This window comes from Exiguobacterium sp. s7, from assembly GCF_018618195.1.
GTDB lineage: Bacteria > Bacillota > Bacilli > Exiguobacteriales > Exiguobacteriaceae > Exiguobacterium > Exiguobacterium mexicanum_A.
This window is the reverse complement of the sequence record NZ_JACSLO010000010.1, coordinates 1-21,647: the sequence shown is the minus strand read 5'-3', so window position 1 is coordinate 21,647 and position 21,647 is coordinate 1. Positions and strand designations below refer to the sequence as shown.

The following is a 21,647-nucleotide window of genomic DNA, read 5'->3' as shown; positions in this document are numbered from 1 at the left end:
AACTGTCTGATAACCGACACGATGGCCGATATTGCCGATTGTTGGGCTGTCGACTGAGGTCTATACTGAACCTATAAACCAACACGGTGTCTATTAATTCAGTGTACTCGAACAAGGCATCGAAAAGGAGAATGAATATGGATATTCAACTGAACGACATCAGTAAATCGTTCGGTGACCAATTGGCCATCGACCATGTCGGCTTTACCATCAACTCAGGCGACATTTGTTGCTTGCTCGGCCCGTCCGGTTCGGGAAAGACGACGCTCATTCGGCTGATGATCGGTGCCTTGGCCGCGGACAAAGGTTCGATTCGCATCGGCGAAACAAAGATGCCGAACATGGGCATGCTCCACAATATCGGCTTCATGCCCCAGAACGACGGATTGTATGACGACTTGTCGGCCGAGGCGAACTTGGAGTTTTTTGGCTCGATCTATAAACTCGGTAAAACGAAGCTCCAACAACGCATCACGGAAGTGCTCACGCTCGTCGATTTGACGGACGACCGAAAAAAGCTCGTCCGTAACTTCTCGGGCGGGATGAAAAAACGGCTCTCGCTTGCGATTGCCATCCTCCATCAACCCGACGTCTTATTTTTAGACGAGCCGACGGTCGGAATCGACCCGATCTTGCGCCGGCAGATTTGGGGTCAGTTTCAAGCGATTCGGGCGAACGGGACGACGATCATCGTCTCGACGCACGTCATGGATGAGGTACTCGAGTGTGACCGGGCCGCGCTCATCTATAACGGCCGTTTGATCGCTTACGATACCGTCCCGCATCTGTTGGATCAGACGGAGAATGGTCGTGTCGAGGAACTATTCCTCATCGCCGGTCGAGAAGGAGGGATGGATCATGCGTAACTTGGCGAAACGCGTCATTTTTCAGACGCTCAACGATAAACGGAGTGTCGCCTTGATTTTGATTGCGCCGCTCCTCATCTTGACGCTCGTCTACTTCCTCCTCGGTGACTCGGATTACGTGCCGGTCGTCGTGCTTGATGAGAACGCACAAACGCAACTCGTCGAGGCGTTCGAAGCCGAGACGCTCGACGTCCGTTTGGACACGGTCGACGACCCGTTCGGATACTTGGAAGACAATAAAGACGTCGATGCGATCTTTGAAGCGACGCAGGAAGGGACGACAATCACGCTCCGAGAACCGTCGACGAAGTCGTCGAAGGCGGTGCGAGAGATTCAAACGGCGCTGTCGGCGTTGAATCCGGCGGCTGATATCGAGATGAACTATGTATACGGGGAAGAAGGCCAATCGACGTTTGACTCGTTCGGCTACGTGTTCTTGTCACTGTTCTCGTTCTTCTTCGTCTTCATTCTATCGGCGATGGCGCTCGTCAAAGAACGGAGCGGCGGCACGCTCGAACGTCTGCTCATGACACCAATCAAACGTGGCCAGGTCATTCTAGGGTATACGCTCGGCTATGGCGTGTTCGCGGTCGTCCAGTCCGTCTTCATCGTCCTCTATACGATTTACGTGCTCGGGCTGACATCGCTCGGCAATATCGGCTGGGTGTTTCTCGTGATGATTCTCATGGCCGGGACAGCCGTCTTGTTCGGCGCGACGATTTCGGTGTTCGCCCGTTCTGAGCTCCAAGTCGTCCAGATGATCCCGTTCACGATCATCCCGCAAGTGTTTTTCTCAGGGTTGATCCCGCTCGACTTGATTCCATACGGCCTCGGCAACTTGAGCTATGTCATGCCAATCTTTTACGGGGCGACGGCAATCAAAGAAGTGATGGTGTACGGTAGTGGTTTCGCCGGAATTTGGGGGTATGTACTTGGCTTGATCGTTTACGCCGGTGTGCTCTACTTGTTGAATATGCGTGCGCTTGGAAAGTATCGGGGGCATTGATGTCACAATGACAAAACCGACTCGTGGTTAGCGAGTCGGTTTTCGTTTATTTATAGGCTGCTTGCTTTTTGTCCGATGTATTGCAAGACCGCCGATTCGCCGTTATGGAGCGCGCCTTCATACCGTTCCACGGTCCCATCGAAAAAGTGAATCGTTTTGAAGGCATCCGTGAGTGGGGCAAAATCGGCTGGTGTATAGAGCAGTTCTTTTTGTTTCGGACCGCCCGTCCCATAATTGAGTTGCGCCTCACTGTAGACTTCCGTCACAAAATAACCACCTGGTTTTAAGGCCCGCTTGACGCCGTCCAAGACGGACTTTTTCACCTGATTGGGGGAATGTCCGTAAATACAGACGATGGCGTCATAGGCGTCTATCGGCCAATCGGCCTCAGCCAAATCGACGAGACGGGTGTGAAGAGTGACCCCGCGACGTTCTGCTAACCGGTTTGCTTTGTCGAGGCCGACTTGCGAATAGTCCCACATGTCCACATTGACTCCTTGTTCCGCGAGCCAAACCGCGTTTCGACCTTCCCCTTCGGCGATCGCGAGCACGCGCATCCCTCGTTTGAACAGATGTGCCTGTTGCTTCACAAAAGCATTCGGGGCTTCCCCATATACATACTCATCCGTATTGAACCGTTTGTCCCAAGTTGACATGCTCTGTTCCTCCTTAATGGACGTAGGGCTTATACGTCCTCAAGTTTGTTCTTTCAGTTTACATGAAAAAAGCATCCGGGCAGATGCCCCGAATGCTTGTTAACGTTTAAGTAGTAAAGCGACGCCCGTCACGAGAAGTGCGAGTCCGCTAAACAATCGTACTTGGTTGCAAGTCACTATCCTTCACCCCTACATTCAATATCTTCCTCTAATCAGAATAATCTAAATCCTTAAAAAAGGGAACAAAAACCAGTTTCCTTACGTAAGATAGAAGTGAGGTGATTACGAATGGAGAAACAAGCACGGATCCGGACGATTCAACTGTATCAAAAAAGATGGATGCCCTTGCACGTATCGGTCGTCATCGCGGTCGGAGTCTCATTTGCGTTATTGGTCATGAACGAGTTTCAAACGGGTTATGGAATCGCCTTTTTAGCGGCGCTCGTTGTGTTGATCTATCTGGAGTGGCGCGAGAGCCGATTCATGCAACGATTGACGGACGAACGGACCGTTCAGAAGTTCATTCGTCGCACGTATGTCGGTCGCAACGCCGTCTCGTTGTTCGGGGCGATTGGATTCTACTTCTTATTTAAGAACGACATGCAGTCAAACTTGCTCTTGTGGCTCGTCATTTTCTTTGGTGCGATTGCTGCCCAGGCAGCCACGACGATACATTACGAGCGGAAGATTCGACAGATCGACCTGGAGCATCCGAGTCGGCATGATTTGAGTTTCACAAAAGGATAACCGAGAAAACAAGCCGCCCTGTTCGCACAGGACGGCTTGCTGTATTCATTAATTCGCTTTTTTGAGTTCTGCTGTCTCTTCTTTGAAATCAAGTTTTTTAACATCAACCCGTTTCACGAAGAAGGCGAGAACGAGCGCGAGTAGGTTCATTCCAAGTGCCACATAGAACGAATATTGGATGCCTGACAAAAGCGCTTGTTGCGTCAACGCGCCCATCGCACTCTCGGTGAGTGTCGCTGGGTCGACGCCGGTCATGAGCGACTCTGCCTCTGTCTTCGTGACCGAGTTCATGATTGTGACAAGGACTGCTGTCCCGATCGCACCGGATACTTGTTGGGCCGTGTTGTTGATGGCCGTTCCGTGCGGGTTGAGGCTCGTCGGCAACTGATTGAGACCGTTCGTCATGATCGGCATCATGACCATCGACATTCCGAACATACGAAGCGTGTACGTCGTCACGATGTACGTGTACGTCGAATCGAGTTGGACGTTGGCAAGCATGTACGTTGAGATCGCTGTAATCGTGAGACCAGTGATCGAGAGCAACTTCGGTCCGAACTTATCGAACAGTTTCCCTGTGATCGGTGACATGATCCCCATAATGATCGCACCCGGTAACAACATGAGCCCAGAGTCGAGCGGCGAGATGCCACGGACACTCTGTACGTAGGCCGGTGTCAAAATCATTCCGGAGAACATGGCGACGGCGTTGACAATCGCGATGATTGAGGCGAGCGCGAACATCGGGTATTTGTATGCCCGTAAGTCGAGGAGCGGTTTCTCCATGTTGAGCTGACGGATGACGAAGGCGATCAATGCGACGAACCCGACAATCATCGTCGTCAAGACGATTGGGTTATCCCAGCCGTCTGAACTCGCTGAGCTGACACCGTACAAGACGCCACCAAACCCGAGCGTCGATAAGACGAGTGACAAGTAATCGAGCGATTGCTCTTTATTTTGGACCATGACGTTCTCGGCTTTCCAAATGGCGAGACCGAGACCGATGATGGCGAGCGGGAGAATCATCTCGAACAAGACGCGCCAGTCGTAGTATTCGACGATGTAGCCCGAGAGTGTCGGACCGATTGCTGGTGCTGAAATCATGACGAGACCGAAAATCCCCATCGCCGTTCCGCGTTTTTCACGCGGGAAACTGACGAGCATGACGTTCATCAAGAGCGGTCCCATCGTCGACGCCCCGACCGCTTGAATCATCCGACCGGCGAGTAAGACACCGAAGTTCGGAGAGAAAGCGGCGATGGCCGTCCCGAGAGCGAAAATTGCCATCGACGTGATGAAGAGACCACGGTTCGAGAACCGGGTGATCAAGTAGGCCGATGCTGGGACGAGCACGCCTGTGACGAGCATAAATCCTGTCGCGAGCCATTGGACGGTCGAGTAGTCAGCAATCTCCAAATCGACCATGATCGATGGGAGCGCGACGTTAAGTAAAGAGTTGTTGAGGAAGGCGATGAACGCCCCGACAAAGAGGACCGCGAGCATGAGATACGGCGGTTTCTTTTGGAATTCTGGTTTCATACGAGTTGCTCCTTTATGTTCTGAATAGTTATATACTAGTAAGTGTCGATGTAGTGATTTTATACCCGTCGTACAAATAAATCAACCATTTTGTACTGTCGGTTCAAAATGGTATACTTAAGGCAGAAACCAGACAGAACGGAGCAATCAGTATATGAAGGATAAGAAACGAAAAGTTGCTGACGTCGCCATGGCTTTGTTCATTGAGAACGGAGTGCAGCAGACGTCGGTCCAAGAAATCATCGAACGGGCCAACATCTCAAAAGGCACGTTCTATAACTACTTCGCCTCGAAGACGGACTGTGTCGCCAACATTCTCGAGAACTTGCGCTATGACGCTGGACAGCGCCGGATTGAGATGCAGATGGGGCGTGACAAGCGCGACAAGGACGTCTTTATCGAGCAGATTTCGATTCTCATTCAATTGAACGAGGAGCGGAACCTCCACACCTTGTTCGAGTCGATTATGTCAGCGAATGAACCTGAATTAAAAAAGCTCGTCCTACAACACCGCGTCTATGAGATCGAGTGGCTCGCCATGCGCCTGACGGAAATTATCGGGGAAGAGATTCGCCCGTATTCGGTCGAGTTAACAGTGCTCTTCAACGGGATGTTGCAACATATCCTGTTCACACTCCGCATCACGAACACAGCCTACTCGATTCAGCGATTGATTCGTAATTTGTACGCCTACGTCGAGTTGATGGCGGCGCGTATGGTCGACACCGGAGAACATATCTTGAACCCGGTCACTGTCGATCAAATGCGGGGGACGACGGATAAGAACCTCGTCACGAAAGATGAGTTGATTGGGATGGCAGCGCGCATCCATGAGCACGTGAAGATGACCGAGGAACAAGCCGATTTGTTCGAAGCAATCACGTATGAGCTCCATCAAGACCGGCTCCGGAAAATCGTCCTTGAACAGTTGCTGAAACCGTTCCAACGTTTGTTCAAAGGTGAGACGGGAGAGACGGAAGTTCAAAAGTTCACGAACCTCGTTTGGTTATACACGCGGACACACTAACGACAAAAAGTGATTTTATCCGTTAATATAGAAGAAACACGGTACGAAAATAAATCTCAAAATATTCCACGAAAAAGAATTGATTCCTACAAATTCATGCGCTACAATCAAATTACCGAAAGCGCTTTCGGGAAGAGGAGAATGACATGGGCACGATTTATGATTTAGCTAAAAAAACCGGCTTTTCGATTACGACGGTCTCCAAAGCGTTGAACAACTATAAGGACGTCAGCGAAAAGACGAGAGCCAAAATATTACAAGCAGCGGCTGAGATGGATTATCTGCCGAACGCACACGCACAGTCGTTATCGACGAAAAAATCGTGGGCGATCGGGGTCATGTTCTCAGAAGCGAACGAAGTCGGAATGAAACATCCATTTTTTAACGGCATCATTGAAAGTTTCCGTCACGCGACCGAGGAACACGGCTACGATTTAATCTTCGCCTCTCGAAACCTTCGCAACCGTGACATGAGTTATCTCGAACATTTCAAACATCGAGCAGTCGACGGTATCGTCGTTATTTGTTCGGACCGGATGGACGAGCAAGTGCAAGAGCTCATGCAAAGCGATATCCCGATCGTCGTGGTCGATATGGACAGCGCCAACTGTAGCGTCGTCTATTCGGACAACACGGAAGGTGCCCGCATGGCTGTGAACTACTTGTACGAGTTAGGACATCGCCATATCGCGCATATCGCCGGAGATTCGTCGATTGACGCTGGTGCGGCCCGGGTGAAAGGGTATGAGCTTGCGATGCACGCACTCGACTTACCGATTCAACCAGGTTACTTGGTCAACGCCGGGTTCTTCTCGGTCGAAGAAGGCAAGCAGGCGATGGAGAAGTTATTACAACTGCCGGCACCGCCGACAGCAGTCTTCGTCGCAGGCGATCAAATGGCCATCGGGGCAATCGAAGCCGTCCATGAACACGGTCTCCGGGTCCCGGAAGACATCTCGATTATCGGCTATGACGACATCGAGATGATCAAATACATCACACCGAAGCTGACGACGATTCGTCAAGATACGGACGAAATCGGAGAAGCGGCGGCCGAGCTGCTCATCGAGCAGATGACAGCCAAAGAACGACGGACTGAACGTCGTGTCATCCCAGTTCGGTTGATTGAACGTGCGTCTTGCGCACCGGTCAAAAAGTAAACAAGTCACGATGATCTTTCGAAGTCGCTCTGTTCGCTTCAGCGGAATGGAGAGAAGAGAGCGATTTCGAAAATCATTCACCCCAAATCGAAACCGCTTTCGATATTTTATTTCAGCATTTTCGAAAGCGCTTTCGACAAATTATCACCTCTTCTTGTAAACGCTTTCTAAAACACTTAAAAGGATGGGTTCACACATGCGTAAAAAATTAGTCAGCTTACTCTCAATCGGAGCACTATCAGTCGGCGTCTTGGGCGCTTGCTCAAACGATGAAGGAACTTCAGGTTCTGAGTCTGGTTCAAAAGATGACGTCCTCAAAGTTTGGTCGTTCACGGACGAATTGAAAGAGCCAATCAAAACATACGAAGAGAAGAACGGCGTCAAAGTTGAATTGACGATTGTTCCAATCGCCGACTATCCGACAAAACTCAAGCCAGCACTCGAAAGCGGCGTTGGGGCACCGGATGTTTTCACAGGCGAGATCGCGTTCCTCAAGCAATGGGTTGACGCAGGCTACTGGGAAAACCTTTCAGATGAGCCGTACAACGTCAATGAAATCTCAGACGACTACATCCCGTACGTCTTCGACCTCGGTAAAGACCAAGACGGCAACGTGCGCGCCCTCTCGTGGCAAACGACACCAGGTGGCGTCTACTACAAACGTAGCTTAGCGAAAGAAGTCCTCGGCACAGACGATCCGACTGAAATCGGCAACATGATGAGCTCGATGGACGGCGTCTTCGAAGTCGCTGAGAAGATGAAGCAAAAAGGTTACAAGATGTTCCCAGACGAAGGTGCGATCCGTTGGTTCTCACAAGGCGCAAACCCAGAAGCATGGGTAAACGACAAGAACGAACTCGTGTTGACAGAAGACAAGATCAACTACATGGACTACGCGAAAGAACTTCGTGAGAAACAATACACGGCACTCGCTCCAGAATGGTCACCATCTTGGTTCGAAGGCATGTCGAAGCCGATCAAAGTTAAAGAAGGCGGCAAAGAAACGGAAACAGAAGTGTTCTCTTACGTCCTTCCAACATGGGGTCTTCACAGCGTCTTGAAAGACAGCGCGAAAGACACAGCCGGTGACTGGGCAGTCACGAACGGTCCAAGCCCGTACTTCTGGGGCGGCACATGGCTCGGTGTTTACGAAGGATCGAAAAACAAAGAAGCTGCTTACGATTTCGTGAAGCTCATGACACAAGACGAAGAGTTCTTGACTGGCTGGGCTGAAGAGACAGGCGACGTCCTCGCTTACAAACCAGTTACCGACAAAATCAAAGACGACTTCAGCGATGAGTTCCTCGGCGGACAGAACAACTACGAGTTCTTCCTTGACCAAGCGGATGAAATCACACTAGGGATCGTCACGAAATATGACCAACAGCTCGACACGCTCTACGGTGCTTCAGTCCTTCAATATGTAGAAGGTAAGAAGTCGAAAGAAGAAGCCATCGAAGAGTTCAAGAAACAAGCGAAAAACGCTTACCCAGACATTACAGTTGACTGAGGCCAGCTAACCCGTGGGGGGACTTCCCCCCTTAAGGGTTGCTATGGAAGGAGTAACACGACGTGAAAAAACTAGACCGCTATGGCTATGCCTTTATTGCCCCGTTTTGGGTCGTCTTTTTGACATTCAGTATTTATCCGGTCTTCTTGACCCTGTACTACAGTTTCACCAACTATACCGGCAGCCAAGGAGAAGAGGTCGTCGGCTTTGCGAACTACGCGCGCCTGTTGACTGACACATACTTCATCGAGGCGTTCGTCAATACGATCAAGATTTGGGGAGTAAACTTTGCCTTACAGATCGGTCTTGCACTGCTTTTGGCACTCCTGTTCTCAGATCTTCGTCTAAAACTGAAGGGCCTCGCGTTCTTCCGCTCGTTCTTCTATCTGCCTAACTTGATCACGATCAGTTCGGTCGCGCTCTTGTTCGGAATCTTGCTCGACTGGCAGCACGGTTCACTCAACATGATCCTCTTGAAACTTGGGATCATCTCTGACCCGATCAACTGGTTATCGCAACCGGTGACGGCACAACTGTCCGTCTCACTCATTTTGACATGGATGTGGTTCGGTCACTCGTTCATCATCGTCATGGCCGGCGTGTCGGGAATTTCAAAAGACTTTTTCGAAGCAGCCCATATCGATGGCGCGAACCGTTGGCAAATGTTCACGTATGTCACACTGCCACTACTCAAACCGATTCTCTTGTACATCATGATCACGTCACTCATCGGTGGACTCCAATTGTTCGATCTTCCGCTCCTCTTGACGGACGGAATCGGTGCACCGGATGGATCACTGAACACGATGGTCCTTTACTTGTACAACCAAGCATTCAAGTATAACAACTACGGCTATGCGTCAGCGGTCGCTTACGGCTTGTTCTTGATCACGCTCGTCTTCTCGGCGGTCGTCTTCAAAGGCATGTTCCGCAAAGAACGCGCTGCGCAGAAGGGAGCATAAGCAATGGAACAAAATGCAGAATCACGGCGTATGCTCGCCGACAGCGAAGTGCAGCCGCCACGCGAGGAAACACCCCGCCAAGTGGATCCACCGAAGCAAAAGCAAAAGAAAAAATGGCTCAGCCGTGGTGTCATCTACACGGGTTTGATCGTCTTGACGATCGTCTGTTTCATCCCGTTCCTCATGATGCTCGTCAACGCGACACGGACGAACGGAGAAATCATGTCTGGTTTCTCCCTTCTCCCGGGGACGGCACTCGTCGAGAACTATGCGATTTTGAGTGACTACATCAACATCTGGAACGGCTTCAAGAACAGCTTGATCATCGCTGTGCTCGTCACATTGCTCTCTGGTTACTTCTCGGCGATGACGGCGTTCGGTTTCGCTTTCTACGATTTCAAAGGGAAAAATGTGATGTTCATCTTCATGCTTGTCATGATGATGGTACCGGGACAACTCGGACTCATCGGTTTCTACGAGATTTCGAAAACGCTCGGCATTCTCGACTCGTTCATCCCGCTCATCATCCCGTCGATCGCGAGTCCGTTCGTCGTCTTCTTCATCCGGCAGTACACCCAGGCCACGCTGCACGTCAGTATGATTGAAGCGGCCCGGATCGATGGCGCGAGCGAGCTTCGCATCTTCCATACGATTGCACTCCCGATGATGATGCCGGCCGTCGCCACGATGTCGATCTTCACGTTCATCGGCTCATGGAACAACTACTTGATGCCGCTCGTGCTCTTGTTCTCACCAGAGAAGTACACGTTGCCTGTCCTCATGGGCTTCTTGAAAGGTTCGCAAGTCGCCGAGAACCTCGGTGCCCTTTACCTCGGTATCGCCATCTCGGTCGTGCCGATCATGATCGCCTTCTTGTTCATGTCGAAATACATCGTCAGCAGTATCTCGGCCGGTGCGGTCAAAGAATAATAGAGAAAAGAGGAACACACTATGCAATTCAATAAAGACTTCGTCTTCGGGACCGCGACTTCGTCGTATCAGATTGAAGGCGCGCATAACGAAGACGGGCGCACCCCGTCGATTTGGGACATGTTCTGCGACATCGACGGACGCGTGTTCGAGAAGCATAACGGTGACGTCGCGTGCGATCACTACCACCGCTTCGAGGAAGACATCCAGCACATCAAACGGCTCGGTGTCGACACGTACCGCTTCTCAATCGCATGGCCGCGCATCTTCCCGGCGAAAGGTGAGTTCAACCCGGCTGGGATGGCGTTCTACAAGACGCTCGCGACACGCCTCCGTGAGGAAGGCATCAAGCCGGCCGTCACGCTCTACCACTGGGATCTCCCGATGTGGGCACATGAAGAAGGTGGCTGGGTGAACCGCGACTCGGTCGACTGGTTCCTCGACTACGCCAAAGTATGTTTCGATGAGCTCGACGGCATCGTCGACTCATGGATCACGCACAACGAGCCATGGTGTGCCGGCTTCCTCGGCTATCACGTCGGTGTCCACGCTCCAGGACATCGCGACATGAACGAAGCGGTTCGCGCCGTGCACCATATGCTCCTCTCGCACGGAAAAGCGGTCGAACTGTTGAAACAAGAGTTGAAGTCGACGACACCAATCGGCATCACGCTCAACTTGTCACCGGTTTACGCCAAGACGGACTCGGTGAACGACCGACTCGCACAAAACAACTCGGACGGTTACTCGAATCGCTGGTTCCTCGATCCAGTGTTCAAAGGTCAGTATCCGGTCGACATGATGAACTTGTTCGCGAAATATGTTCATACGTACGATTTCATCAAACCAGGTGACATGGAGACAATCTCGACAGAGTGCGACTTCTTCGGCATCAACTTCTACAGCCGCGGACTCGTTGAGTTCAGCGCGGCGAACGACTTCATGACGGTGGCTGCGTACTCCGATTACGACAAGACGGGCATGGGCTGGGATATCGCCCCGAACGAATTCAAAGACCTGATCCGTCGCTTACGTAACGAGTACACAGACCTTCCAATCATCATCACAGAGAACGGCGCGGCTTACGACGACGTGCTTGAGAACGGCGAAGTCCATGACGTGAAACGCATCGACTACGTCCAAAAGCACCTCACAGCCGTATCCGACTTGAACGACGAAGGCATGAACATCGCCGGATATTACCTCTGGTCGCTCATGGACAACTTCGAATGGAGCTTCGGTTACGAGAAACGCTTCGGCATCCTCTACATCGACTTCGACACGCAAGAGCGCGTCTGGAAAGACAGCGCGAAATGGTACGCGGGCGTCATCGGCGACCATAAAGCCAAACACGCGGATAGCGTCGAGGCGTAAGATGGATCCATCCCTGCCGCTACAGGGATGGATTTTTTGTGTGGAACCGATTCATGCAGGGAACGTATGAAGTAGGGAGAGGAGGACGGACGATGGCGTCACACCATAGAACGAATCAAGAGCGGGAACAGGGTAAGACGACCACGCTTATGATGATGTCGTTGCTGTGCTGGTTTATGTACGGGTTGTTCTATGGGTTGGTCTATTCGAATGTCCTCGTGATCTTTTTTGTGTTGTTCTCTTCCTTTTTAGGCGTGAGAGGACTGACGGAACGGAATAAACGGATTGAACGGGAACGGGAAATTCGTGATCTCGGTGTGGAGATTGATTCGGAAGAAGGGGAGATGTTGATGAAACGCGAGTATGCGACGTATGAAGTGACAGGTTATGACGACAAAGGGAAGATCAAGTTCATCCATTTGAAGGAAGGCGAGTTCGTCTTGCCGGTCGAGATCAAAGGCGACGACTTGACGAAAATCAAGAAGATGATGGAGCTCAATCCAGGAGTGACGGTCATCGTTCATGCAGCTGTCGATCAGAAACGGATGCGGTTGCAGGAGATTGACGGCTATTCGCTCAGGAAGGACGGATAACGATGCCCATTGCCAAACTGATGTCACGAGACGAGTCATGTGATGTGACGATCGAGAGCTATGCGTATGCCTATCCTGACGCCGATGACATCCATGATGCGGCGTGGCATCGGAATTGGGTTGGGCTCCATACGCCGGACCATCGCATCACGTTCGATGACATTATGCTCGACAGTTTGCTCGTCGCACACTACATACCGGTATTCGAGTCGTTCGTTGCCGGTGACATACAAAAAGTCGAGTTCGAACCGACAGAACCGTATATCCGCTTGACGGTGACGAGGAGAGACGGCGATGGGGACGAAGTGGACGTGCGAGGCCATTTGGAGCACCCGCTCGGGGACGAGACGGAAGAACTTGATATTAACTTTGAAACCTCTGTAGCGAACGTGGAACGCTTCCTAAAAGGCTTGCGAGACATCGCTGCTGAATTTCCGGTCCGGGAACGTGAGAGTGATTTGTAATAAGACGAAACAGATGAAAAAACGCCGTGACAGTAAGTGTCATGGCGTTACGAATCGAGTTGTGATTTATTGGCCCGGTACTTGCCTAACGAGTAGGCGGCACATAGAAGAAAAATCATATGTAGCCCGATGCCGATCAACATCGCGTACGGGACGATGGATTTGAACCCAAGCCCGAAAGCGAGCGCTGCACTCGATAAGATCATGAAGCTAGGGGTGTAATTTTTCATATCCAGTTACTCCTTATCTATTTATTAGTAACTATCTTAGGTAGAAGAAGAGAAATCAAGAGTAGGGCCACCGATAGCCCGTAAGCTATAGACAAGGTAGTTCTCGTGTTTTCTCTTAATAACTGAAATCCGACAATCATAGCCATCGCTAGAGCGAACGTAGGCAAAATAGCGATAGCAAACGCAATCCATTGCATATTTTTTCTTGTCATAGAGATCTTTCCTCATTTCTAAGTCGTGGCGACTGAGCAGACAATGTTTGAGGACCATCCACATTATTACTTGTTTCCCTAAATATAACAGCCCTTCTCATCGCTGAGAAGGGCTGTCGTTTTTTGCTTAGGCTGACGCTTTGTCTGCGTCTTCTTGTGCTTTCAACTCTTCACCATACGACACGCGGTCTTGCATGCGGACGAACGGGAGGTAGACGGCTACGGCCATAGCGATCGTGACGATCTGTAAGAGCGCTGCACGCCATCCGCCGATCAAGAAACCAGAGATGACCGGTGGTGTCGTCCAAGGCACTTGAAGCGCGTTGAACGGGTCGACCCAGCCCCAAAGGATTGAGAAGTACACCATGAACGAAGCAATCGCAGGTACGATGACGAACGGTACGAACATGATCGGGTTGAACACGATTGGCATCCCGAAGATGACCGGCTCGTTGATGTTGAACAAACTTGGTGCAAGCGAGAGCTTACCGAGTTGCTTCAAGTGAGCCGAACGAGCGACGATGAGTGTCGCGATGATGAAACCGATTGTGATTCCTGATCCACCGAGCTTCGTGAAGACGTCGAGGAACTGGATTGTAACGATTTTCGCGTTCTCACCGGCAACGAGTGTTTCACCTGAATCAAGGATTGCTTGGTTTTGAAGCGCGTTCGCTGTAAGGAGTGGTCCCATGATACCCATGATGATCGCAGCTCCGTGAATTCCACACCACCACATGACTGACATGAGCACCATGATGATAACGGCTCCGGCAAGTGTGTCGGTCAAGTTTTGAAGTGGTGCTTGAAGCACGTCATAGACGACTTCAGTGAACGTACGATCTGCAACCGCTTGGAAAGTCGCGAATGTCGCAACCGCAAGTGTGATAATCGCAAGACCAGGGACAAGTGCTGAGAATGAGTTCGATACGCCCGGTGGAACACCGTCAGGCATTTTGATGCTGATGCCGCGTTTGATGAACTGCGAATAAATAAATCCAACGACCAATCCGACGACGATGGCAGCGAGGACACCTTGTCCGCCTGTCCATACTTTCGGGATGACTCCGCCGACTGTTTCTCCACCTTCAGAGAGGACAGACGCTTGCGTGATGATCAAGAACGAGATGATTCCGAGAATACCAGCTGGTACGCCTTCGATCTTTTCATTTTTCACGTACGAGTAAGCGATTCCGAATACACCGATCAAGGCGAGAATGTCAAACGTCGCACCGACGACTTGCGTGAGCGGGAGCGTCCAATCGGCTCCGAACAGACCTGACATGAATTCGGCCCAACCTGGAATCGGGAGCGCGAGGATGAGCAAGAACAATGACCCGATGATCGTCATCGGCATCGTCAGGATGAACCCGTCCTTAATAGCAAGGACGGGCTTGGCGTTCGCGAAACGAACGAACCCTGGCGTGAATTTTTCAAATACGGTTTCTAAGCGGCTCATGGGGAACCTCCTTATAGGTTTTCAGCGCGAGTAGCGATAATGTCTTTGTACCAGTAGAACGATTTTTTCTTCTTACGAGCAAGTCCGTTGGCGTGGTCCACGTAGATGAAGCCATATTGCTTCTTATATCCGTTGAGCCAGCTGAGGAGATCGATGGCCGACCAAGCGTAGTAACCTGCGACGTTGACACCTTGTTCGACAGCGTGTTTCACGGCGCGGATATGACCTTCGATGTATTCGATGCGAGCGTCGTCGACGATTTCTCCGTCCACGATCGGGTCGACATCACCGAGACCGTTCTCTGTGATGTAGATTTTCACATCGCCGTAACGATCTTTGAGCATGTGCATGCCGTCAAGGAACGCTTCCGGTGAAATTTCCCAAGCCCATTTCGTGTAGACCTTGTCATCCATCATGACCGTCTTATAGACGCCATCGAATGAAGGGTTACCCGGACGGCCTGTCGAGTTCTCGCGGCCACCGGCCATGACGAGCGCCGAGTCATTTTTCATGACGCGTTGCGGGCTGTAGTAGTTGAGGCCGATGAAGTCGTTCATCGAAGCCGTGCGCTTCAAGAGGTCGAGCTCTTCGTCTGTCATTTCAGGGAGAAGGCCTTGCTCTTCGAGTCCTTTCACGACGTATGCTGGATATTCACCTTTCAAGATCGGGTCATAGAACCAGTGCGTCGAGTAGGCGTTCGCGTGCATTTCGGCGAACTTGTTCTCTTCGGCGTCATCGATGCTGAAGGCCGGGTTGAACACGTGTGTGATTCCGATTTCGCCCTCGTATCCGTTTTGTTTGAACAACTCGACGGCACGAGCATGAGCGACGAAGACGTGGTGCGTCGTTTGGAAGTATCCTTTGACGTCGCCTTCGATGCCTGGTGGGTGTGCCCCAGTCAAGTAGCCGAGCGAGCAGAAGATGACCGCTTCGTTGAACGTGATCCAGTGACGGACACGGTCGCCGAACGATTGGAAGCAAGTATCGGCGAAACGGACGAATGCGTCAACCGTCTCTGGGTTTTTCCAGCCGCCTTTTTCTTCAAGCGCTTGCGGGAGGTCCCAATGGTAGAGTGTCACGAACGGGACGATGTTGTGCTTCAAGCACTCATCGATCAAGTTGTTGTAAAACTCGAGTCCTTTTTCGTTCACTTCACCTGTGCCGTTCGGGAAGACGCGCGGCCATGAGATTGAGAAGCGATATGATTCGAGTCCCATCTCCGCCATGAGCGCGATGTCTTCTTTATAACGGTGGTAATGGTCGACTGCGACGTCGCCGTTTGTATCTTCAAATGTTTTCCCAGGAATTTTCGAGAAGACGTCCCAGTTCGAGAGTCCTTTCCCGTCCTCGTTCCATGCGCCCTCGACTTGGTAAGAAGCCGAGGCAGCGCCGAACAAGAAATTGTTTGGCATTTTCAAAGTGGTCACCTCAGTTTATTTATTCGCGAGTTTCAATGCGTGGTCTAATACTTTCGTTCCGTTCATCATGCCGTAGTCGACAGTGTTGATGACGTCGATTGGAACGCCCTTCGGCTCACAGATTTGTTTGCCTTTCGAGAGCAAGTATTTAACTTGTGGTCCGAGAAGCGCGACGTCGAGGTTGTCCACGTACGTTTCCATTTCTGATTCTGGGTAAGCAGCGATTTCAGCATCGATGCCTCGCTCAGCGGCAACCGCTTTCATTTTTTCTACTAACATACTTGTTGACATACCTGCTGCACAGAAGAGTCCGATTTTCATCATTTTTGATCCATTCCTTTCAATTGGTTGATTTCGTTTTGCATGTTCATCATATAGCCGAGCATCTCTTTTACGAGGATCGTGTTCATCAAGTGATCTTGTGCGTGCACCATGAGAACGCCGACCGTAGCCGTTTTCCCTTGTGCCTCGAGTGTGACGAATTTCGTCTGGATAGCGTGTGCTTCTTTCAATGTCGCGTCACCAGCTTTTACTGCCTCAGCCGCTTCATCTGCTTTGCCTTCTTGCATCAACAGCATTGCATGATGGTAGCTCGCTTTGGCGTCGCCTGAAAGGGCGATTAAACCGAAGATATCTTCGGGAGTAATTTCAATCGTTTCAGAAACCATAGTATCTCTCCTTTTTGTATGGATAACCAAAATTCATAGGTACAAATTCTACAAGTTGATAGTAGCACGATACCGCTTACATGTAAACCCTTTCTTTTCGTCCGAAATGTGAACATGAAAAAACGCACACGAGAACGATCTCTCGAATGCGTTTAGGACTTGATGTTAGAGACTTTGAGCATCTTAACATGGCGGAAATGATGTGTCGAGCGCGATACGTCGAAGATTTGACCGTTCGTCAAATAGACGGTGTTGTCGACGAGAAGGGCCGGGTCGTTCTCTTTCAGTCCGAGCAGTGCCGCATCTTCCGTGTTCAAAAAGTCGGCGTAAATGACACGGTCGGCAAAACCGATGGCGAGCTTTTGGTCGTTGCGGAAGTAGTTGTAGATCGACTTCTCGGTGATGTTCCGGTCGAGATAGACGACGAGGTCTTTTCGGAAATACGAGTCCTCGACCGAAAACGGATGGTCATCGACGAGCCGGAGACGTTTGACGTAGTACACAGGCGTCCCGACGTTGCACTTCATCCGTTCGGCGACTTCCTCATTCGCTGTCGTCAATTCGAAATCAAGGACTTGCGTTTCGACTTTCCGTCCACTGAAGTCGCTCGTGAGACCTTGCAACTTTTCTAGGTTCACGTAATCGCTCATATAATGGTCACGGACGAAGACGCCGCTCCCTTGGACTTGATAGACGTAACCTTTGTTGACGAGAATCTCGATCGCTTTTCGAATCGTGTTGCGGCTGACGCCATACTTGTTGGCGTACTCGTCCTCGGTGAGGAGCTTGTTCGTATGTTGATAGACGTGATTCATAATGTCCGTCTCAATCTGTTCGGCGACTTGTTTATACTTTGGGGACATCAGGGTCTGCACCTTTCACATGAAAATTTGTAGGTATGAATACGCTATCAGTATATCAGAAATTATATATGGGTGGAGGACAATCCTTCGGCAATTGTTGAAAAACGTCGAACGATTACTTGGGAAATCGATGAATTCAACGAAACGAATCAGAAAGGAATTCGTATAGAAAAGGAGAAGAGTGAGGAGGAGAAGGTCATGGCACAATCAGTTCGGATGGAACGGGAACGAGAATGGAAGCGACGACATACGCGCATCGGTTACGCTTTATTGGCGGTGGTCATTCTGGCGTTCGCTTTGATGTTCTTTGGACGGGCAACGTGGATCACCGTCCCGCTCGGCCTTGTCGGCGTCGCCCTGCTAGTTTCAGACGTGGCAAAATATCGGATGAGACGGTCGTTTTTGTTCGAGTCCGCCGCACGAAAAATGCTCCGTTGGCAGTTAGGACACGACATCGTGAATACGAGCGTACTCATCATCATGGTCGGCGGGCTATTGATTTTCAGTCAAGATAACATCTATTGGGCGTTCGCGGTCGTCATCTGGGGAATCATTGCCGAAGTCGTGTCGCGTCGCTTACACCGGGCGCTAAAAGCCCATGATCCAATCTTACGAGCCCTTGAACTGGAGGAAGCATGATGAGGGAACGAGTTAAGTAGGAGCGGGTGTTGCTTTCTATAAATGAACACACTAGGAGGTGAGCGGATGGAACAACAATTACAACAAGAGATACGTTGGGTGCAACGGATGCAAAAGCTCGCGGTACCAATATGGGTCACTTACGTGATTGCACTGATTGCCGCGTTGATTGTGAACAAGGACTGGCTGATTCCGCTCATGTTTTTTGTAGCCGTCTTGACCATGTATATGAGTTATCGCCAATACCGCATCATGCGTCACATTTCGAACCGCGGTGACGTCCACCGTTTATTGAAATTAAAAATGGGCGTCGATTGGATCGGGTCCATCCTCTTGTTCACCTTTTTCGCGACGTTGTTAACGGTAGAGTCGGTGGGATTGTTACTCGGCGGCGTCTTCGCTATTTGGTCGATGACCGATTCGGCAAGGAGTCGGTTCATTCAGCAAAAAATCACCGCGTGCGATCCGACGATGCCGACTTATGATGAAGTAATCGAAAGGATGAGCTAAATGGAACTGTCACCACAATCAAAACAACAAATTGATACGATTCTTCGATTTGAAAAGTGGACCGGTTGGGGTTTTGGCATCCTGGCTGTTTCTGCAATCATTGGGATGCTCGTTTACGCATCGTACTGGGAGATGCCCGATTCGTTCTTTCTATTGTTCTTAGTAGCGATTTTCGCTATGTTGATTAGCATTGAAACGACTCGATTCCTCATGTGGCTCCGGTTCGTGAAAAACGAAAAAGCACGAAAGCTGCTCACGTTGCGGTACACGGTTTATTTGATTGGGTTTAGCGCAATCGGATACTACGGGGTCGTCGTATTTTATGAGACGACACAGCCACAAACGTTCCAGGCATTCTTGTTGTCGCAAGCCTTTTTCTGGGGAGCAGCCTTTTTCGGGAGATGGCTCGACCGCATCATCCAAAAGCATGACGGTCATTATTTGACGGGAGAGGATTTGAAACTGATTCGGGAAGCCCGTGAGATCGAGAAGGAACGAAAGCATGGATAAACGGAGCCAAATGCGTGAATTGACGGCGTTCGATCAGAGAAAGCATTCCACACAAGTGTTCTTGTCAGCGGTGTTGGCCGCGCTTCTATTTTTCTCATTAGAGTATAATTGGCTCTCACCAATGACAGTCATATTTCTCAGCATCGCAGCGGGTCTTCCCGATTTTCGTAAGATGTGGCAACGCGAGAATATTAAAAAACAATTTTTGAAGTCGGATGCAGCAAAGCGCCTCATCCATCTTAACTCCATCTTCGGGCTCGTGACGCTACCATTCTTCCTAGTGTGGGTTTATGCATTGTTCACGGATTTGATTACACTCCAAACGTTCGCTTTGATTGGGCTAGGAGCATACGGGCTCGCTATTCTTGAGCATCGTCTGTACGAGCGTCACATGGCTCAGCTCGACGATCACTACGTCACGGAAGCCGAATTACGAGAAGAGCAAAAGTGGGGGAGCGCTTAGGCGCTTCCTTTTACATGTTGAAGGGGGAACAATTGATGAAGCGGAAGGTATGGATTATCTCGGGACCGGCTGGCGTCGGAAAGTCGACGACGGCGAGACGGCTCGCTCAAGACATGGAGAAGAGTGCATATGTGTCTGGTGACGACATCAGTCATATGACGGTGTCCGGTCGTGAAAGGCCATGGGAATCGGAGCGGGCGAACGACCTGGTATGGAAGAACATCGTATCTTTAACCAGTAATTTTCTTGAGGCAAGCTATGACGTCGTCGTGGATTGGGTCGCGTTTTGGAAGGACGTGAAGCGCTACACGGCGCACTGGATTGAACAAGGTATTGAAGTACGCTACGTCATCTTATGGGCGGAGCAAGACGTTCACATCCAACGTGATCAACACCGACCGAGCGATGCGCAGATGGGGGAGCGGGTCATCCTATTGCGGAACGAGTTTTTAAGTTCCGGTGCACCGGACCGTTACTATTTAGACAACACGGTCGGTGAGTTGAGCGAGACGATTCAACAGCTTCAAGAAAGCGAACAATTCGTGCTGACAGATTTGCAACAAAGTGGAGCCAGTACATGAGGATTGCGACGTTCAACCTCTGGAACAATCCGACATTATGGTCCGAACGGATCGAGTCCATCTGTGCCACAGTGAAGATGATTGACGCCGATGTGCTGGCGTTTCAAGAAGTCAAAACGTATGTGGAAGGGGAGCAACGCATCAGTGTGGCCGAGCAAATCGCCAACGAAACGGGCTATCCGTTTTGCGTATTTCTCGCCTATCCGGACTCACCCGATGAAGGGCTCGCTATCTTAAGTCATATTCCGCTCGATACGAATGATGCGATTTGGCACCACGAGGTAGAAGAAGCGAACTACTGTGCGATGCGGGTGACGTTTCAAGCAGGAGGTCACGCGTTCGGATTGACGAACGTCCATCTGAATTGGAGGTCGCCGGTCATTCGGGAAGCACAAGTGCAGGCGGTCCGCGAGTGGATTGGTGAGGGAGAACGTTACGAGCTGCTATGTGGTGACTTCAATGACAATCCGCAGTCGGAGATTTATCGTGATTTGACCGCACATCGTTGGATCGATGTCGCCACATGTGATCGTGGTGGGGATGAGCCGACGCTGGATTATGGACACAATCCGTATTTGAAGCAGGATTCTTTGCAGAAACAACCAGCACGCTATGATTGGATCTTATTGCGTCACGACGAAGGGGAGGTCCCGCTCATCTCGAGCGTGGACGTGTTTGGGAAGACGTCCGATTCGATCACCGACGTGCTGCCGAGTGATCACTATGGAGTCTTATTCGACCTCGACATATCTTAAAAAAGGGGGAACGCTTAGGCGCTCCCCCCACTTTCATTTGAACGTACGGATCACGAAGTAGAGACAGACGAGGAACGGGATCAAGAACATACTTCCGATCCACTCGCCTTGACCGAATAGGAGCCAGGCGAAGAGCTGGAACGATAAGACGCCGCCAGCAGCAAGTCCAGCAAAGCGATACGCTTTCGGGCGAAGCGACGGGTCATCCCACCATTCTTTAAAGAACGGGAAGCTGAACAAGAGCGCGAGCGCCAAGAAAAAGGCGGCCGGAAACACGAGAAAGTCCCCAACTTCACTCTGTCCTTCGATTTGCAGCCATTTCGATGCGGTCGATAAGAAAATACCGATGACGAGAAAGACGATATTCATAGCCATTCCTCCACTTCATCTAGTAGATACCTTTATCATGCCCGAACTGTATTTTGCAATACAAATGTGCACAATAATGCAACGAAAAGTACAGAACTTTGCCAGCTGGGTTTTAGTGTTTCGACAACGCATGCGT

26 protein-coding genes are annotated in these 21,647 nt (G+C 50.6%); 17 read left to right on the top strand and 9 right to left on the bottom strand.

All coding sequences use genetic code 11. From position 1 onward, the window contains the following. Positions 1–137: 137 nt before the first annotated feature. Together KNP79_RS12015 and KNP79_RS12010 are read left to right on the top strand one after the other, a co-directional pair. The gene (locus KNP79_RS12015) at positions 138–866 is read left to right on the top strand and encodes an ABC transporter ATP-binding protein (RefSeq protein WP_215192506.1); all 729 of its coding nucleotides are present in this window, start codon (positions 138–140) and stop codon (positions 864–866) included. Next, positions 859–1,872 (top strand): ABC transporter permease, encoded by a 1,014-nt coding sequence (locus tag KNP79_RS12010; protein ID WP_215192504.1) that lies wholly within the window; start codon positions 859–861, stop codon positions 1,870–1,872. The genes KNP79_RS12015 and KNP79_RS12010 overlap by 8 nt, the downstream gene beginning before the upstream one ends. Before the next feature lie 50 nt (positions 1,873–1,922). On the opposite strand, the gene KNP79_RS12005 is transcribed toward KNP79_RS12010, so the two are convergent. After that, positions 1,923–2,528 carry an SAM-dependent methyltransferase gene (locus KNP79_RS12005; RefSeq protein ID WP_215192502.1) on the bottom strand — a complete coding sequence of 202 codons (606 nt, stop codon included), beginning with the start codon at positions 2,526–2,528 and terminating at the stop codon, positions 1,923–1,925. A 288-nt stretch (positions 2,529–2,816) separates the two neighbouring features. On the opposite strand from KNP79_RS12005, the gene KNP79_RS12000 reads away from it, so the two are divergent. After that, a complete protein-coding gene (locus KNP79_RS12000) occupies positions 2,817–3,275 on the top strand; it encodes a hypothetical protein (RefSeq protein ID WP_215192500.1) in 459 nt (152 codons plus the stop codon). 48 nt (positions 3,276–3,323) lie between these two features. On the opposite strand, the gene KNP79_RS11995 is transcribed toward KNP79_RS12000, so the two are convergent. Next, positions 3,324–4,817, bottom strand: a complete 1,494-nt coding sequence (locus tag KNP79_RS11995; protein WP_215192498.1) for an MDR family MFS transporter — start codon at positions 4,815–4,817, stop codon at positions 3,324–3,326. Positions 4,818–4,971: 154 nt separating this feature from the next. On the opposite strand from KNP79_RS11995, the gene KNP79_RS11990 reads away from it, so the two are divergent. The 8 genes from KNP79_RS11990 (at position 4,972) to KNP79_RS11955 (ending at position 12,837) form a co-directional block, all read left to right on the top strand. Beyond that, on the top strand, positions 4,972–5,844 hold the full coding sequence (locus tag KNP79_RS11990; RefSeq protein ID WP_215192496.1) for a TetR/AcrR family transcriptional regulator: 873 nt from the start codon (positions 4,972–4,974) through the stop codon (positions 5,842–5,844). Positions 5,845–5,990: 146 nt separating this feature from the next. Beyond that, positions 5,991–7,004 carry a LacI family DNA-binding transcriptional regulator gene (locus KNP79_RS11985; protein WP_214754579.1) on the top strand — a complete coding sequence of 338 codons (1,014 nt, stop codon included), beginning with the start codon at positions 5,991–5,993 and terminating at the stop codon, positions 7,002–7,004. Between the two features lie 196 nt (positions 7,005–7,200). After that, on the top strand, positions 7,201–8,514 hold the full coding sequence (locus tag KNP79_RS11980; protein WP_251132960.1) for an ABC transporter substrate-binding protein: 1,314 nt from the start codon (positions 7,201–7,203) through the stop codon (positions 8,512–8,514). A gap of 62 nt (positions 8,515–8,576) precedes the next feature. Continuing rightward, the gene (locus KNP79_RS11975; protein ID WP_034781543.1) at positions 8,577–9,476 is read left to right on the top strand and encodes a carbohydrate ABC transporter permease; all 900 of its coding nucleotides are present in this window, start codon (positions 8,577–8,579) and stop codon (positions 9,474–9,476) included. 3 nt (positions 9,477–9,479) lie between these two features. Further along, the gene (locus tag KNP79_RS11970; RefSeq protein WP_214754577.1) at positions 9,480–10,406 is read left to right on the top strand and encodes a carbohydrate ABC transporter permease; all 927 of its coding nucleotides are present in this window, start codon (positions 9,480–9,482) and stop codon (positions 10,404–10,406) included. A 21-nt stretch (positions 10,407–10,427) separates the two neighbouring features. Continuing rightward, positions 10,428–11,780 carry a GH1 family beta-glucosidase gene (locus tag KNP79_RS11965; RefSeq protein WP_215192492.1) on the top strand — a complete coding sequence of 451 codons (1,353 nt, stop codon included), beginning with the start codon at positions 10,428–10,430 and terminating at the stop codon, positions 11,778–11,780. Between the two features lie 92 nt (positions 11,781–11,872). Further along, on the top strand, positions 11,873–12,373 hold the full coding sequence (locus KNP79_RS11960) for a hypothetical protein (RefSeq protein ID WP_215192490.1): 501 nt from the start codon (positions 11,873–11,875) through the stop codon (positions 12,371–12,373). A gap of 2 nt (positions 12,374–12,375) precedes the next feature. After that, positions 12,376–12,837: a WapI family immunity protein gene (locus KNP79_RS11955; protein ID WP_215192488.1), complete on the top strand. Its 462-nt coding sequence runs from the start codon at positions 12,376–12,378 to the stop codon at positions 12,835–12,837. 47 nt (positions 12,838–12,884) lie between these two features. Here KNP79_RS11955 and KNP79_RS11950 read toward each other — a convergent pair whose 3' ends face one another. From KNP79_RS11950 to KNP79_RS11925, 6 genes are all read right to left on the bottom strand, one after another. Then, positions 12,885–13,067, bottom strand: coding sequence for a hypothetical protein (locus tag KNP79_RS11950; RefSeq protein WP_034781551.1), 183 nt, complete (start codon positions 13,065–13,067; stop codon positions 12,885–12,887). 339 nt (positions 13,068–13,406) lie between these two features. Next, complete coding sequence (locus KNP79_RS11945) at positions 13,407–14,735, bottom strand: PTS sugar transporter subunit IIC (protein WP_034781555.1); 1,329 nt, start codon at positions 14,733–14,735, stop codon at positions 13,407–13,409. An 11-nt stretch (positions 14,736–14,746) separates the two neighbouring features. After that, positions 14,747–16,153, bottom strand: a complete 1,407-nt coding sequence (locus tag KNP79_RS11940; RefSeq protein ID WP_034781558.1) for a GH1 family beta-glucosidase — start codon at positions 16,151–16,153, stop codon at positions 14,747–14,749. Between the two features lie 15 nt (positions 16,154–16,168). After that, the gene (locus tag KNP79_RS11935; protein WP_034781560.1) at positions 16,169–16,477 is read right to left on the bottom strand and encodes a PTS sugar transporter subunit IIB; all 309 of its coding nucleotides are present in this window, start codon (positions 16,475–16,477) and stop codon (positions 16,169–16,171) included. After that, the gene (locus KNP79_RS11930) at positions 16,474–16,821 is read right to left on the bottom strand and encodes a PTS lactose/cellobiose transporter subunit IIA (protein ID WP_034781561.1); all 348 of its coding nucleotides are present in this window, start codon (positions 16,819–16,821) and stop codon (positions 16,474–16,476) included. The genes KNP79_RS11935 and KNP79_RS11930 overlap by 4 nt, the downstream gene beginning before the upstream one ends. A 152-nt stretch (positions 16,822–16,973) precedes the next feature. Then, positions 16,974–17,684 (bottom strand): GntR family transcriptional regulator, encoded by a 711-nt coding sequence (locus KNP79_RS11925; RefSeq protein ID WP_215192486.1) that lies wholly within the window; start codon positions 17,682–17,684, stop codon positions 16,974–16,976. A 198-nt stretch (positions 17,685–17,882) separates the two neighbouring features. Here KNP79_RS11925 and KNP79_RS11920 point away from each other — a divergent pair, with 198 nt between their 5' ends. The 6 genes from KNP79_RS11920 (at position 17,883) to KNP79_RS11895 (ending at position 21,142) form a co-directional block, all read left to right on the top strand. Beyond that, the gene (locus tag KNP79_RS11920; protein WP_215192485.1) at positions 17,883–18,323 is read left to right on the top strand and encodes a hypothetical protein; all 441 of its coding nucleotides are present in this window, start codon (positions 17,883–17,885) and stop codon (positions 18,321–18,323) included. A gap of 66 nt (positions 18,324–18,389) precedes the next feature. After that, positions 18,390–18,833, top strand: a complete 444-nt coding sequence (locus tag KNP79_RS11915; protein WP_215192483.1) for a hypothetical protein — start codon at positions 18,390–18,392, stop codon at positions 18,831–18,833. Further along, positions 18,834–19,343 carry a hypothetical protein gene (locus tag KNP79_RS11910; RefSeq protein WP_214834037.1) on the top strand — a complete coding sequence of 170 codons (510 nt, stop codon included), beginning with the start codon at positions 18,834–18,836 and terminating at the stop codon, positions 19,341–19,343. Continuing rightward, the gene (locus tag KNP79_RS11905; protein ID WP_215192481.1) at positions 19,336–19,806 is read left to right on the top strand and encodes a hypothetical protein; all 471 of its coding nucleotides are present in this window, start codon (positions 19,336–19,338) and stop codon (positions 19,804–19,806) included. Before KNP79_RS11910 ends, KNP79_RS11905 begins: the two co-directional genes overlap by 8 nt. 35 nt (positions 19,807–19,841) lie before the next feature. Continuing rightward, positions 19,842–20,387, top strand: a complete 546-nt coding sequence (locus KNP79_RS11900) for a P-loop nucleotide/nucleoside kinase family protein (protein WP_215192479.1) — start codon at positions 19,842–19,844, stop codon at positions 20,385–20,387. Continuing rightward, positions 20,384–21,142 carry an endonuclease/exonuclease/phosphatase family protein gene (locus tag KNP79_RS11895; RefSeq protein ID WP_215192478.1) on the top strand — a complete coding sequence of 253 codons (759 nt, stop codon included), beginning with the start codon at positions 20,384–20,386 and terminating at the stop codon, positions 21,140–21,142. Before KNP79_RS11900 ends, KNP79_RS11895 begins: the two co-directional genes overlap by 4 nt. 33 nt (positions 21,143–21,175) lie before the next feature. Here KNP79_RS11895 and KNP79_RS11890 read toward each other — a convergent pair whose 3' ends face one another. Beyond that, positions 21,176–21,511 carry a hypothetical protein gene (locus KNP79_RS11890; RefSeq protein ID WP_215192476.1) on the bottom strand — a complete coding sequence of 112 codons (336 nt, stop codon included), beginning with the start codon at positions 21,509–21,511 and terminating at the stop codon, positions 21,176–21,178. Between the last annotated feature and the right edge of the window lie 136 nt (positions 21,512–21,647).